A 13,412-nucleotide genomic window follows, 5' to 3' on the forward strand; every position below is an offset into this window, starting at 1 on the left:
CCCCGCCAAAGGGCCGCGGGCCCTTTGGAATCCCGGTACCGGTGCGCCGATCCAACGGAATCGGGAGCCCCATCGGCCGAACGACCGAGGGTGGCTGCCGGGACAGGGTGGCCGCGAAGGCCTTATGCTCCCGCTTCCGCGCCAAGGACATACCCCGACTTGTTTCCCGAGTATGGAGTGCGCTTTTCGGATTGCCCGATCGTAACATTTAACGCAAATTCTCAAGGAAAACACAAATCATTGGCAGAACAAATACTTGAAGACGCCGGCCTCGGTCCTCGACAGACTATAAAAACCCCGCGAATGTGGGCCATGGTCATGCGGAATTGGGAGGCCGCCCGTCGATATATCATTCACATCGATGATTGCTACCGTCTTGGTAAGTGGTCGTCAAAATCTGAAATATTCGCGATACGCAATCAACTAGCGGAGATGCAGGATTGGAAAGGGTGCCCGTTCGGTCTTCTGATATCGAGCACACCGGAAACCGCGTCTATGTTCGAGTCCGAAGGTGGAATTTTCCGTAGATTGACGTCGACCGTCGAATTTTCTGAGATGACGAACGATGATCTGAAGAAGACGATCCCGCTAATTGGGAATTACGCCAAGGAATTCGAGCTGAAGGTCGACATTTCGGTCGAGTCGGACTTCGTATTCCGGCATGGGCACGCCTGTTCTCGCGCGTTCGGTCGATCCGTCGAGTTCATCATGGATGCGGTCAATGTCGGGCTGACGTCGGCCGATGGCACGGTCAGGGTCGGTAGCTTCGCGGACGCAGTCCAACGCCGATACGGCTGGCCACCCGAGGCCAACCCCTATCTCGCGACCGACTGGGCGAAGATCGATGTCCAGAAGCTTCTGGGGAATGCTCTCACGGTGCGGGGCGAACCCGCGCCGGACCGGATGCCGTCTAGGAGGACCTGACGTGCCGTTTTCTCGGATCTCGCGTTCCCTCGAACTAGGCGCCGGCGAGCCGGCGCATGGGTTCGTGTCCCGCCTCGCGGTGCGGTCGGGCTGCCTCAATGCCCTTGAATTCTGCTCCTCCCACAATGCCCTGTTCGGAGACGTCATCCGCGGGGACGATCTCACGATAAACTCTCTGGCCGAAGCCGCCGGTGTGAGCCTTCCGGAACTGCAGCGCCACAGCCTGTCCGGCGTCCACGCCGATCTCTCGCTTGGCGGCGTCTCGATGCCGAAGAGCTCGCTCTGCAGAGCGGAAATCCGGGCATGCCCGCTTTGCCTGCAGGATGATATCCGATGCGCCAGGGTCCCTGCCGTCGCGGCGTATGGAAGAAGCTGGTGGCATGTCCTGGCCCTCAGGACATGCCCGGATCATGGGATGGCTCTCGCGACTTTGTCGATCGAACCGAACAGAAGTCGGGCGCACGACCTTGCGCGACGTTACGAGCCGTTTTTGCGTCGGTTGGATCGGATTGCAATCAGCCTACAAAGCCGGGACCAGTCTGGCTTGGAGCAATACATCCACGCACGCCTTTTGAAGCCGTGCACCGGCAACAAGTTCCTGGACAGCCTTCCGCTCCATGTGGTCGCGAAGACGAGTGAAGCGATCGGCTTTAGGGATACCTGCGAGGGGAGGAGGCCGTGGAACACCGTCGACAGCGACGGCTGGTGGCGTGCGGGACAGGTAGGCTTCGACATTCTGAAGGGCGGTCAGGCCGATCTTACGGAATGGATTCGAGACAGGCGGGGCGCCACCAACAAGCGGTCCCACAGCTCGGAACTCGGCACTTTCTACAGATGGCTCACGCACGCTGGCGTGGCCTTCGATCCAATCCGAGCCATCGCAGCAGAGCAGATCATGTCGACGACCGCTCTGTCCGAAAACGCGGTCGTTTTCGGCGTTCGCCTTGAAGCTCGCCGCCTTTGGTCAGTCACCTCGGCCTGCAACGCGTTCGGGATCGGGGCCGATGCACTGATGCGCCTGCTGGCACAGAACGGCATCACCCCGTCAGCCACGAGCGGCTCTCTGGACGATATATTGTTCCCGGCCAGCGAAAAATTCGATCTAGCAATACATAAGTTCAAAAACTGCATTACACTAAACGACGCGCAAAAATTCCTACAGCTGAGTCGAACGGAAACAAAATCGCTAATCGGCATGGGGTTGATTACACCAATTTCTTCTCGAATAAACAAGGAAGTTGTTCGTCTATGGAAGCCGAATCTTAAAGTCTTTGTTTCGAGCGTAATGAATTCGGCTATTCAAAGAGGCGCCTGTCACCGATCTAGCCATCTAACCGATCTTATGCATGGGACGCGATATCTCTCAATTTCATTTGGGCAATTGATTTCAGCAGTTTTGGATAATCGTCTGACCGTTTACAGATCTGATAAATCCGAATCTATTTCCAGCCTTTATGCAGATGCGGAGGATATTAGGCGTCTTCGATCGGAGATCGCAGGCTATTCTGCAAGAGAAGTAGCAAGGATATTGAAGGCTGACGATAGGGTCGTGGATGCATTGGTGTCCAACAAATATCTTGATGCCGATAGCTCACCCATCAAGAAAGGCCATATGAGGATCATTAGCAAAGAAAGTATTGATAGTTTTCTGAGCAATTACGTAATTATATCTGCTCTTGCAAGTCAGATTGGAGTATCGCCCTTCGCATTTCGAACGTCTCTTCAGAAAAATGGATGTCAAAGCATCTTCATTACAAGCAGCTCATATAAGATGATCGCCAAATCTGTCGGTCAATCGCGAGAAATGGGATGTTATCTAACAAAAATAACCGATCTCAAAAAGTTATCTGGAAAGATAATAATATTGCGAAAAGGCAAAAGAAAATTATTCGATGAAGAGTTGCTTGAAAACTCTGTAATATTTTAGATTTTCTAGATCGATTACTACAGCCCGTGCGATGCGCGGGCTTTTTTTTTGTGCCCTCGATGTCGGACACCGCACCGGCCGAGCGCGTCCAGGACAAACTTACGGTAGGCAAGACCCTCAATCTCAAGCAGCATACTAGATGAAGTGAAATAAAAGCTGAGCTTCTTCAAGTGCTTATGGAAGCCATCTGCCAAACTTAGCTTCCATTCACACCCGCAGAGCAACCCGTCCGATGTGCTGTTCGATCTGGTCTACGCCCTGCGGGCGGCCTACCGCCAGAATGCCGGCTTCGTCATGAGCCGGCGCACCCAGAGCGCGATCCGCAAGTTCAAGGACGCGCAGGGCAACTACCTCTGGCACCCGCCGCTCACCGCCGACCGCTCCGCGACGCTGATCGGCTTCCCCGTCACCGAGGCGGAGGCGATGCCGGAAATCGCGGCCAACAGTCTCTCGGTGGCCTTCGGCGATTTCCGCCGGGGCTATCTCGTGGTCGACCGCACCGGCCTGCGGGTGCTGCGCGACCCGTATTCGGCCAAGCCCTACGTGCTGTTCTACGTCACCAAGCGCGTCGGCGGCGGGGTGCAGGATTTTGATGCGATCAAGGTGCTGAAGTTTGCGTGAGGCTGGGCGTCTCTACCGCCCGCGTCGAACCCTCCCCCCTCTGCGGGGGAGGGTGGCCCCTGCGTCAGCAGGGGTGGGGAGAGGGGAGCGCCATATCAGGAATGGTCGCGACGGGCGTGAAACCCGCTACCGCCGCGCTGCCCCTCTCCCGACCCGGCCTGACGGCCGGCCCACCCTCCCCCGCAGAGGGGGGAGGGAAGGCGCGTATCATTGCCGAATACGACCGCTTATCGAGCTGAGCTCACCGGCCCTCGTTGCCGTCGCGCAGGGTGCCGGTGGGCTCCTGGACGTGGGCCTCGAGGAACCACAGCTGCTTGTCGACCGCCCGCGAGATCTCGGTGAACAGGTCGGACGTGCCGGGATCGCCCGCCTCATCGGTCTCGTCGATGTTCTCGCGCACGGCGTTGGCGTAGGCGGCGTAGCTGTCGATCAGGGCCGCGACGTGGTCGGCGATGGCGTAGATCCCGGTCGGGTAGGCCGGCAGCTTGGTCTTCTCGGCGACCGCCTGGGTCGAGCCGAACGCCGTCGCGCCGAGCTGCACCGCGCGCTCCGCGACTTTGTCGTTGAGGTCGTCGAGCTCGGTGCGGAAGCCGTCGAGCATCTCGTGGATGCCGATGAATTGCGGGCCCTTGAGGTTCCAGTGGGCCTGCTTGATCGCCAAAGCGAGGTCGATGCCGTCCGCGAGCCGCGCGTTCAGCGCCTGGACCGAGACCTGCTTGGCGTTCGAGTCGGTGTCGTTACGGGTCTTGTGCGAGCGGGCGGTGTCGCCCTTGCCGGTCTCAGCCATGAATTCTGCTCCGTAAACCTGCGTGCGGACGGTCGCGAACATGCCGATACGGCCGCGAATCCTCGTCTGACGCGATTGCGTTGCACAAACGCGACGGCACGTCCGGTGTTCCGAGCCCCCGCACGTCCGGGCCCTCGTTTCGTCCCGGAACCCGGCGCAGCCCCCGCGACGCTCAGCGGCGCCGGCCGGTCTTGGCCATCCAGTCGGAGCCGTTGCCGCGGGGCAGCGCCTCGCCCACCGGGATCCGCGCGAGTTCCGCCGACCGGGTGGCGATCCAGCCGGTATGCTCGGCCACGGGGGTCACCGCGGTGAAGCCGCCGCAGGCCGTCCGGCGCGCGCCCTGCTGCAGGGCGCCGCTCGACCAGCTGACCACGCCGACGATCCGATAGCCGCCGGGGCCGCCCACCAGGATCGGGCCCCCGGAATCGCCCAGGCACGCGCCGGCCCCGGAGGTCTCGGCCATGCGCCGCCGGTCGGTGACCACGGTCACCCGGTTGGCGACCTGCAGCGAACCGATCGAGACGAGGTGCGCCAGGCGCAGGATGCGCGCCGTGTCGCGCCGGTTCTCGGCCACGACGCCGAAGCCGGCGATGTCCACGGCCGCGCCGGTATCGATCGAGGCGGCTCCGCGGGCATCGAGGGGCACGTAATCGGCACCCAGCGGCGCTTCGAGCTTGAGCAGGGCGAGATCGACGCCGGGCTGGTCCTCGGGCGTCGTGCCGGGCACGAAATCCGGGTGCATGGTGGCGGCGATGACCTGGGTGCGGTGCTGGCGGAAGCCGCGATCGACGCTGATGATCGTGTAGCCGGCCGGGCGCATCACGCAATGGGCGGCGGTGAGCACGAGGTCCTGGGCGATCAGGGTGCCCGAGCAGATCTCGCCCTCGGTGCTCTCGATGCGCACCGCGAAGGTCCGGGCGCCGTCGGGATCGCGGGTGGTGGTGCCGTTGATCACCGCGGATGCGGGCGCGGGCATCAGCCCGGCCAGGGACCCGAGCAGGGCGCTGCCGAGCCCCAGACCGAACAGACGCTCGCGGGGGCCAGCCTTGCGCATCGGGCGACGGGACATCGGGCACTCCGGGGGGGCGCTCACGGCGCAAAGGGGGGACGCAGCGGCCAAGGCTGCGGCGCTGCGGGAGCCTAGAGCAAGGCAATGAACCGGCCAAGCTGCGGTTCCGAGCGGGCCGGTGATGGTGGGGAACAAGCAGGTTCAAACGGCTTGTTTGACTGGTCATTCATCCCTGCTTTGGGAACGAGGGCAGAGATTGGGGGGGGCGCGCAAGGCCTACTGACTTCGCCCACCGTCATTGCGAGCGCAGCGAAGCAACCCAGGGAAACGCTACGTCCGGGGATCGCGCGCTGCCCTGGGTTGCTTCGCTGCGCTCGCAATGACGGCGTGCTGAAGCGGGGTCGACCGCTGCGGCTGCGACCTCGCAATTACCTCACCCGCCGACGGCCCGTCAGCCGCCCCACCGCGCGCTGCGGCCCCAGCCATCGAGCACCCGGTCGATCCAGCCGCGCTGTGGCCCCACCAGGACCCCCTGGGTGAGGCCACCGCAGGCCCCCCCGATCCAGGCAGCGAGCGCAAGCACGGCGCCGTCCGGGCCGGTGATCGGGCCGCCGGAATCGCCCTGGCAGCCGCCGGCCGCGTCGCCCTTGAGCCAGACCAGGATGCGGCTTGGCCCGTGCGGCTCGATCACCGGCAGGGCGACGCTGCGATAGGTGCCGGTCGAGCGCGGATCGCCCGCTCTGGCCGCGCCGTAGCCCGCCAGGGTCAGGCGCTCGCCGGCCCGGGGTAGCGCGGCGCTCAAGGTCACCGGGGCGAAAAACGGCGGCAGCGGCGTCGCGGTGCGCAGGAGCGCGAGGTCGATGGAGCGCCGCCGGCCCGAGGCGGCGCCGGCATCGTAGCCCGGATGGATCGCCCGGCCCGAGACCTCGACCAGGACCGGCGCCCCGGACTCATCGCGAAAATGGACCCGGTGCTCCCGCCCGGCGGCGACGCAATGGGCGGCGGTCAGCACCGTGTCGGGGGCGAGCACCACCCCGGTGCAGACGCCGCCGTTCGAGGACAGGACCATCACGGCCCCACCGGCCGGCGCCTCGGCGCCGCCGACGATCGCGCGAGCCGGCGGGGCAGCGAGCCACAGGGCCGCCGCCAGGACGGTGAGGGCCGCCCGGCGGCGCTTCGGGACCGGCATTCGAGACTTCCAGCGAGGGGCAACGCGATGATCCCGATACGCGTCGACGGGGCCGTGGTCGAGCCGGTGAGCGTCGCCGAGCTGCGCGCCTATCTGCGCCTCGACTCCGACGATGGCGGCACCGAGGATGGCCTGCTCCAGGCCCTGATCACCGCCGCCCGGGCCGGCCTGGAGATCGAGGCGCGCCGGATCCTGGTGCCGGGCCGCTACCGGATCGCCCTCGATGCCTGGCCCCCGAACGGCCGGCTGGCCCTGCCCCTGAGCCCGGTCGTGGCTCTGGTCCGCGCAGGCCTGTCCGATGCCAAGGGCGTCAGCGAGCTGCCCGCCGGCCTGGTCCGCCTCGGACCCGACCCGTTCGAGGCGCCGGGCCTGCTGATCGACCCCGCGGTGCCGGACCCGGGCGGCCGGACGATCCTGATCGAGGTCGCCGCCGGGTTCGGGGGCGACGGGCCGCCGCTGCCGGCACCGCTCCGGCTCGCGATCCTGCGGCTCGCCGCCGCCCGCTACGAGCACCGCGGCGACGAGCCGGATGCCGCCCGCACCGACGCCGGCGACCTCGCCGCGCCGTTCCGCCGGATGCGGCTGTGAGCCGGCTCCTCGTCCGATCGCGCCCCACCGGAGCTTCGCCGATGGCGACCAACCCGCATCATCCGCCGGTCGGCGCCCGGCGCCGCCGCTTCGTCCTCGAACGGCCCCTGGAGCAGCCCGACGGGTTCGGCGGCGTGCTGCGCCGCTACGTCGCCGGCCCGGTCCTGTGGGGCGCGATCGCCCCTGCCGGCCTCGTCGATCGCCCGGCTGGCGGCCGCACCGACACGCTTCCCGCCTACCGGGTCACCCTGCGCGCCCGGATCGCCCTGGACCCGACCATGCGGCTCGCCGCCGGCCCCCGCCGCTTCGCGATCCGCGCCGTCAGCGAGCCGGACGCGACGGGTCGCGACCGGGTCTGCCATGTCGAGGAACTGGCTCGGGAGAGCGCGTCGTGAGCGACCCGAGCCCCTTGCTCGCCCTGCGGGCCGGCCTGATCGCCCGCTTCGCCCCGGATACCGCCCTTGCCGCCCTGCTCGGCGGACAGGTCCGGCTCCACGACGAGCCGCCCCGGGGTTCGGTGCCGGTCTACGCCCTGTTCGGCGAGGCCGAGATCGTGGACGATTCCGTCGACGGCGCCGAGCGCCATCGCCACAGCCACACGATCGCGGTGATCGCCAAGCCCGGCTCGGTCCGCACCGCGCTGGACGCCGCCGAGCGCATGGCCGCCCTCCTCACTGAAGCCGCCCCGCCGCTCCAGGGCTGCCGCCTCGTCACCCTGCGGGTGCGGGCGATCAAGGCGACCCGCGACGCCCGCACCGGCGAGGCCCGCGCCACCCTGACGATCGAGGCCGTCACCGAGATTCTCTGAGACGGGCAGGGTGCCTGACCCGCCCCTTTCCCGGACGCCTGGAACGGCCGTGGAAGGCTATCCGGGACCCGGGAGAGCAAGCGCCGCGCAGCGGCACGATACGAGACGCAACCGGGCGCCGCGCGCCGTCCGGTGCTGGATCCCGAGTCGCATTCCGCTGGCGCTGCATGCGCCCGGGAAAAGGGCGGTGCGCGTCCGGCGACGTTCGATTCCAGGTGAGCCAGGAGAAAGCCGATGGGCGCACAGAAGGGCAAGGACCTGCTGCTTTGGGCCGGCGACGGCGCGGGCGGCTTTGTGGCGGTGGCTGGCCTGCGCACCCGCCAGATCACCCTCAACGCCGAGACCGTGGACGTCACCAACACCGATTCCACCGGCCGCTGGCGCGAACTGCTGGCCGGCGCCGGGGTGCGCCGGGCCGCGATCTCTGGATCCGGGGTGTTCCGCGACCAGGCCTCGGACATGCGGTTGCGGCTGATCTTCTTCGAGGGCGCGATCGAGACCTTCCAGGTGGTCGTGCCGGCCTTCGGGACCCTGGAGGGACCGTTCCAGATCGCGAGCCTCGAATACCGGGGCGACCATGCCGGCGAGGTCACCTTCGACATCAGCCTCGACTCGGCGGGCGTGCTCGCCTTCACGGCGGCCTGAGCCATGGCCAACCGGATCCGCGGCGAGGTGCCGCTCGTGCTGGCCGGCCAGCGCTACAACCTTTGCCTGACGCTCGGCGCCCTGGCCGAGCTGGAGGGCGCGCTCAAGGCCGGCGACCTCGTCGGCCTGGCCGAGCGCTTCGACGGCGGCCGGGTCTCGGCCCGGGACCTGATCGCCCTGCTGGGCGCGGCCCTGCGCGGCGGCGGCCACGCCCTCGACGACGATGCCGTCGCGCGGCTGCCCCTGGCCGGCGGCCTGGAGGCGGTGTCTACCGCCCTGGGCGAGTCCTCGCCGCCGCCTTCGGGGAGGCGCCGGGCCCCGCAAACCCTCGGTAGAGCCGGTGCCCGACGGATTTGCGTCGGTGCCGGCTCGAGCCGAGACCTGCGATACGCCTCCCTTCCCCTGGGACGATGCCCTGGCGCTCGGTCTCGGCGCGCTCGGCTGGAGCCCGGCCGCCTTCTGGGCGGCGACGCCCCGCGAATTCGCCGCCGCTCTCGGCCGTCGCAGCAGCCCGGAGCCCCTGAGTCGCGACGCGTTCGAGCGCCTGCTCGCCGCCTATCCGGATCCGGGACACTGAACGGAACCAGGGCTCTGCCCCGGCACCCCGCCAAAGGGCTGAGCCCTTTGGGATCCCGGGTTTTGGCACCGTGCCGATCCCGACATCACGCAGGAGGGCCGCCCGATGAGCGACGCCGATCCCGATCCGCAGGATGCCGCCCGGATCAAGCAGCTGGAGACCCTCGACCAGCTCGCCAAGAACTTCGGCCGCAGCCTGGATTCGGCGCTGACCCGGGGCGCCGCCTCCGGACGCAGCCTCGACGGCGTGCTCGGCACGATCGGCAGCAAGCTCGCCGGCGCGGCCGCCCGGGCGGCGTCCGGCCCGATCCGCTCCGGCATCACCGGCCTGGTCAACACAATGCTCGGGGCGGGTTCCGGCAGCGAGACCGGCTTCGCCCGAGGCGGAATGGTCCGGGGCGGAAAGGTCCAGCCCTTCGCGGCCGGCGGGGTGGTGGCCGCGCCGACCTACTTCCCGATGGCGAACGGCACCGGCCTGATGGGCGAGGCCGGCCCCGAGGCGATCCTGCCGCTCAACCGCGGCCCGGACGGCCGCCTCGGCGTCGCGGCCGGCGCCGCCGCGTCCCGCCCGGTCTCGGTGACGGTCAACATCGCCACCCCGGACCCCGGCGCCTTCCGCCGCTCCGAGGCGCAGGTGACCGCCAGCCTCGCCCGCGCCGTGGCCCGGGGGCAGCGGGCGATGTGAGCGCCTCTCACGCCGCCTTGCTGGCCGCCGTCTCCCGCGCCCGGCTGCGGCGGCCGTCGATGCTGACCGCGGGGACGCCCTCGATGGTGACGCGGCGGACCACCCGGGGCTGGTCGCCGTAATCGTCCACCGCCCGGTGGATGGTCGCCCGGTTGTCCCAGATCGCCACGTCGCCCAGCCGCCAGGACCAGCGCACCGTGTTCTCGGGCCGGGTCGCGTGGTCGGTGAAGATCGCGAGCAGGTGCTGCGAATCCGAGGTGGTGAGCCCGAGGATCCGCTGGATGAAGTGCCCGACGATCAGCGAGCGCTCGCCCGTCTCCGGGTGCACGTGCACCAGCGGGTGCTCGGTCTCGTAGACGGTCTTGGTGAACACCTCGTTGTAGCGCTGGCGGCCGGCCTCCGGGGCGTTCACGCGCCCGCCGACGTAATCGTAGACGTTGGAATGCAGCGCCCAGAGCCGGTCGGCCAGCTCCCGCAGGGGCTCGGGCAGCTCCGCATAGGCCGCCGCCGTGTTGGCCCAGAGAGTGTCGCCGCCATAGGCCGGCAGGGTCACGGCGCGCAGGATCGAGATCGCCGGATAGGCCGGCACGAAGGTCACATCCGTGTGCCAGGAGCTCGCCCGCTCGCCCCGGCTGCCGTCGAGGTCGAGGACGCCCGCGGTGCCGGCGAGCGACGGCACGGTCGGGTGCGGGACGAGGTCGCCGAGCTTCCGGCCGAACGCCTCCTGGCCCGCCTCGTCGAGGTCCTGGTCGCGGAAGAACACCACCTTGTGGGTGACCAGGGCCTGGCGGATCGCCGCCACCGTCGCCGCGTCGAGATCGCCCGAGAGCGCGACGCCGCTTATCTCCGCGCCGATGCGGCCGGCGACCCGGCGGATGTCGAGGTTGGGGTGCAGCGGCTGCGGGACGGCGCTCATCGGATGGCTCCTCGTTGGATCGGCGACGGCACACGCCTCCCGGACAAGATTTTTTGAGATCTTCCGGAGATGAAAATCTTCGAAGAAGCGTCTGTCGTCTTCGGTGATCTTTGCCCGATCGCGGACGCTTGTCGATGAACGGCGTTTCCGAAGTTTCGCCCGTTCCCAAAAGACTCTTCCCGGTCGCAGCTGGCCGGGAGGACGTGCCTTCTCCGGCCCCCTCTCCGGGATCTTCGCGCCATGGCCGACGCCTTCCACGAGGTGCTGTTTCCCCTCGACGTGTCGCTGCGCGGCAGCGGCGGTCCGCAGCGGCTCACCGAGATCGTCACGCTGGCCTCGGGGCGGGAGCACCGCAACGGCCGCTGGGCCGATTCCCGGCGCCGCTACGATGCCGGGTTCGGGGTGCGCGGGCTCGATTCCCTCCACGCGGTGCTGGCCTTCTACGAGGAGCGGCGCGGCCGGCTCTACGGCTTCCGCTACCGCGACCGGGTCGATTTCAGCTCCGGGCCGCCCGGCCGGGCGATCGGCCCCCTCGACCAGTCGCTCGGCACCGGCGACGGCGTCACCGCGGCGTTTCCGCTGACCAAGACCTACGGGGCCGGCTTCGCGCCCTATCGCCGGCGCATCGCCAAGCCGGTTTCCGGCAGCGTCCGGGTGGCGGTTGCCGGCCGGGAGGTCGGTGCCGACGCCTTCGCGTGCGACCCGGCCACGGGGCTCGTGACCTTCGCGACCGGCCACGTCCCGGCCAAGGGCGCGGCCGTCACGGCGGGCTTCGCCTTCGACGTGCCGGTCCGCTTCGACACCGACGACCTCACCATCGACCTCGCCGCCTTCACGGCCGGCGAGATCCCGAAGGTGCCGCTCGTCGAGATCGTGCCGTGAGGATGAACTGATGCGCGATATCCCGAGTGCCTTCTCGGCCCATCTCGCGGGCGGCGTGACCACCCTGTGCCGCTGCTGGTCCCTGCGCCGGCGGGACGGCATGGCGCTGGGCTTCACCGACCACGACCGCGACCTGACCCTGGCGGGCCTGGTCCACGCCGCCCGCACCGGCCTGGAAGCCGCCGAGGCCGGGGCCGAATCCGGCTTCGCGGTGTCCGGGGGCGACGTGGCCGGGGCGCTGAGTTCCCTCGGGCTGACCGAGGCCGACATCGCCGGCGGCCTCTACGACGGCGCGACGGTGGAGACCTAGCTGGTCGACTGGACCAACCCGCAGACGCGCCTTCTGCTCGATGTCGGCACGATCGGCGAGGTGCGCCGGGAGGGCGCCGCCTTCGTGGCGGAGCTGCGCGGCCTCGCCCACCGGCTCGGGGCCGAGCGCGGCCGGACCTTCCGGGCCACCTGCGGCGCCGATCTCGGCGACGGGCGCTGCCGGGTCGACCTCGCCGCCTGGCGGACCACCGGCCGGTTCACCGGCTTGCTCGAACCCGCGACCCTTGGCGTGACCCTGGCGGGCGGCTTCGCGGACGGGCTGTTCACCGGCGGAACGCTCACTTGGACAGAGGGCGCCAACGCCGGGCTCAAGGCCGATGTGCGCCTCCAACTCGGCACACTCCTCGAAGTGTGGACCGCGCCGCCCCGGCCGGTGGCGGCGGGGGATGCGTTCAGCCTCACCGCCGGCTGCGACAAGCGGCTGTCCACCTGCCGGGACTGGTTCGCCAACGCGGTCAACTTCCAGGGCTTCCCGCACATGCCGGGCAACGACGCGGTGATGCGGGCGGTGCCGGGCTCGGAGCCCGTCCTCGACGGCGGGAGCCTGTTCCGATGAGCGCGATGCGGCGGGACATCGGTGTGGCCGCGCTGGGCGAGGCGCGGCTGTGGCTCGGCACGCCCTACCGGCACCAGGCGTCCCTGCGCGGCGTCGGCTGCGACTGCCTCGGGCTGCTGCGCGGGGTCTGGCGCGGGCTCTACGGGGCCGAGCCGGAAACGGTGCCGCCCTACGCCGCCACCTGGGCGGAATCCGCCGCCCCGGGCACCGATCCGCTCACCGCGGCGGCGACCCGTCACCTCGTGCCGGTGGCCGGCGCGACGCCGGGGCCGGGCGACGTGCTGCTCTTCGCCTTCCGGTCCCATCTGCCGGCCCGCCACTGCGCCATCGCCACCGGCGACGGCGCCATGATCTACGCCCACGACCACGCCGCCGTGGCCGAGGTCGCGCTCACGGGCTGGTGGCGGCGGCACCTGACGGGGGTGTTCCGGTTCCCGGAGGTCCCTTACGGGGAGCCCGCCGCCACGGTGAGCTTGACGCTGAGAGCGTCCATGACCTTGCGGACGGTCTCGTAGCGCAGCTTCGAGCCCGGGGTGAGCGCCTTGTACAGGCTCTCCCGCCCGAGGCCGGCCTCCCGGGCGATCTGGCTCATGCCGCGGGCCTTGGCGACATCGCCGAGCGCCGCCACGAACAGCTCGGGATCGGGATCCTCAAGCGCAGCCGCGAGATATTCGGCGATCGCCTCCTCGCTGTCGAGGAACTCGGAGGCATCGAAGGGTGTGAAGGACATCGAACTCCCCGTCATTGCGAGCGCAGCGAAGCAACCCAGTGCAGCGCGCGATCCTCGACCGTGGCGTATCCCTAGGTTGCTTCGCTGCGCTCGCAATGACGGCGTGGGACGAGTCGCAGAGCAATTGATCGACAACCGTATCAAGTCTTGGCGCGTGTCGCGATCAGCGTGTCGAACGGCCTGAATGCGGCCGACGCAACGCCATCTGGCCTGCCGCACCACAACTCGCCCGCCCCCAC

General features: G+C 68.5%; 15 protein-coding genes and 3 pseudogenes. 13 read left to right on the forward strand and 5 right to left on the reverse strand.

Annotated features, from left to right (window positions below):
* Positions 1–495: 495 nt before the first annotated feature.
* The 3 genes and pseudogenes from MKL09_RS05220 to MKL09_RS05230 form a co-directional block, all read left to right on the forward strand.
* Positions 496–924 (forward strand): hypothetical protein, encoded by a 429-nt coding sequence (locus tag MKL09_RS05220; RefSeq protein WP_244018605.1) that lies wholly within the window; start codon positions 496–498, stop codon positions 922–924.
* Positions 866–2,851 carry a TniQ family protein gene (locus tag MKL09_RS05225; RefSeq protein ID WP_279605687.1) on the forward strand — a complete coding sequence of 662 codons (1,986 nt, stop codon included), beginning with the start codon at positions 866–868 and terminating at the stop codon, positions 2,849–2,851. Before MKL09_RS05220 ends, MKL09_RS05225 begins: the two co-directional genes overlap by 59 nt.
* Positions 2,852–3,064: 213 nt before the next feature.
* A pseudogene (locus MKL09_RS05230) lies at positions 3,065–3,472 on the forward strand (phage major capsid protein); the annotation flags it as partial.
* 241 nt (positions 3,473–3,713) lie between these two features.
* On the opposite strand, the gene dps reads toward MKL09_RS05230, so the two are convergent.
* From dps to MKL09_RS05245, 3 genes are all read right to left on the reverse strand, one after another.
* Positions 3,714–4,259 (reverse strand): DNA starvation/stationary phase protection protein Dps, encoded by a 546-nt coding sequence (gene dps, locus MKL09_RS05235; RefSeq protein WP_244018609.1) that lies wholly within the window; start codon positions 4,257–4,259, stop codon positions 3,714–3,716.
* Positions 4,260–4,431: 172 nt separating this feature from the next.
* Positions 4,432–5,328, reverse strand: a complete 897-nt coding sequence (locus MKL09_RS05240) for a S1 family peptidase (RefSeq protein WP_244018610.1) — start codon at positions 5,326–5,328, stop codon at positions 4,432–4,434.
* A 391-nt stretch (positions 5,329–5,719) separates the two neighbouring features.
* Positions 5,720–6,457: a S1 family peptidase gene (locus MKL09_RS05245; RefSeq protein WP_244018613.1), complete on the reverse strand. Its 738-nt coding sequence runs from the start codon at positions 6,455–6,457 to the stop codon at positions 5,720–5,722.
* Positions 6,458–6,484: 27 nt separating this feature from the next.
* Here MKL09_RS05245 and MKL09_RS05250 point away from each other — a divergent pair, with 27 nt between their 5' ends.
* From MKL09_RS05250 to MKL09_RS05280, 7 genes and pseudogenes are all read left to right on the forward strand, one after another.
* The gene (locus tag MKL09_RS05250) at positions 6,485–7,045 is read left to right on the forward strand and encodes a hypothetical protein (protein ID WP_244018615.1); all 561 of its coding nucleotides are present in this window, start codon (positions 6,485–6,487) and stop codon (positions 7,043–7,045) included.
* A gap of 41 nt (positions 7,046–7,086) precedes the next feature.
* A complete protein-coding gene (locus tag MKL09_RS05255; protein WP_244018617.1) occupies positions 7,087–7,440 on the forward strand; it encodes a head-tail adaptor protein in 354 nt (117 codons plus the stop codon).
* Positions 7,437–7,853: a DUF3168 domain-containing protein gene (locus MKL09_RS05260; RefSeq protein WP_244018618.1), complete on the forward strand. Its 417-nt coding sequence runs from the start codon at positions 7,437–7,439 to the stop codon at positions 7,851–7,853. Before MKL09_RS05255 ends, MKL09_RS05260 begins: the two co-directional genes overlap by 4 nt.
* A 234-nt stretch (positions 7,854–8,087) precedes the next feature.
* Entirely contained in the window at positions 8,088–8,498 is a 411-nt protein-coding gene (locus MKL09_RS05265; RefSeq protein ID WP_244018620.1) for a phage major tail protein, TP901-1 family, read from the forward strand.
* Positions 8,499–8,501: 3 nt separating this feature from the next.
* Positions 8,502–8,833: pseudogene (locus MKL09_RS05270) on the forward strand (gene transfer agent family protein).
* 26 nt (positions 8,834–8,859) lie between these two features.
* Entirely contained in the window at positions 8,860–9,075 is a 216-nt protein-coding gene (locus MKL09_RS05275; protein WP_244018622.1) for a rcc01693 family protein, read from the forward strand.
* Positions 9,076–9,180: 105 nt separating this feature from the next.
* Positions 9,181–9,759 (forward strand): phage tail tape measure protein, encoded by a 579-nt coding sequence (locus MKL09_RS05280; protein WP_244018624.1) that lies wholly within the window; start codon positions 9,181–9,183, stop codon positions 9,757–9,759.
* 7 nt (positions 9,760–9,766) lie between these two features.
* Here MKL09_RS05280 and MKL09_RS05285 read toward each other — a convergent pair whose 3' ends face one another.
* The gene (locus MKL09_RS05285; protein ID WP_244018626.1) at positions 9,767–10,675 is read right to left on the reverse strand and encodes a TauD/TfdA dioxygenase family protein; all 909 of its coding nucleotides are present in this window, start codon (positions 10,673–10,675) and stop codon (positions 9,767–9,769) included.
* Between the two features lie 240 nt (positions 10,676–10,915).
* On the opposite strand from MKL09_RS05285, the gene MKL09_RS05290 reads away from it, so the two are divergent.
* The 3 genes and pseudogenes from MKL09_RS05290 (at position 10,916) to MKL09_RS05300 (ending at position 12,958) form a co-directional block, all read left to right on the forward strand.
* Positions 10,916–11,557, forward strand: coding sequence for a DUF2460 domain-containing protein (locus tag MKL09_RS05290; RefSeq protein ID WP_244018628.1), 642 nt, complete (start codon positions 10,916–10,918; stop codon positions 11,555–11,557).
* Positions 11,558–11,567: 10 nt separating this feature from the next.
* Positions 11,568–12,443, forward strand: a pseudogene (locus MKL09_RS05295) (DUF2163 domain-containing protein).
* Positions 12,440–12,958 (forward strand): NlpC/P60 family protein, encoded by a 519-nt coding sequence (locus MKL09_RS05300; RefSeq protein ID WP_244018630.1) that lies wholly within the window; start codon positions 12,440–12,442, stop codon positions 12,956–12,958. Before MKL09_RS05295 ends, MKL09_RS05300 begins: the two are co-directional and overlap by 4 nt.
* On the opposite strand, the gene MKL09_RS05305 is transcribed toward MKL09_RS05300, so the two are convergent.
* Entirely contained in the window at positions 12,889–13,173 is a 285-nt protein-coding gene (locus MKL09_RS05305) for an addiction module antidote protein (RefSeq protein WP_244018632.1), read from the reverse strand. The genes MKL09_RS05300 and MKL09_RS05305 overlap by 70 nt on opposite strands.
* Between the last annotated feature and the right edge of the window lie 239 nt (positions 13,174–13,412).

The organism is Methylobacterium sp. J-048 (genome assembly GCF_022829515.1).
Lineage (GTDB): Bacteria > Pseudomonadota > Alphaproteobacteria > Rhizobiales > Beijerinckiaceae > Methylobacterium.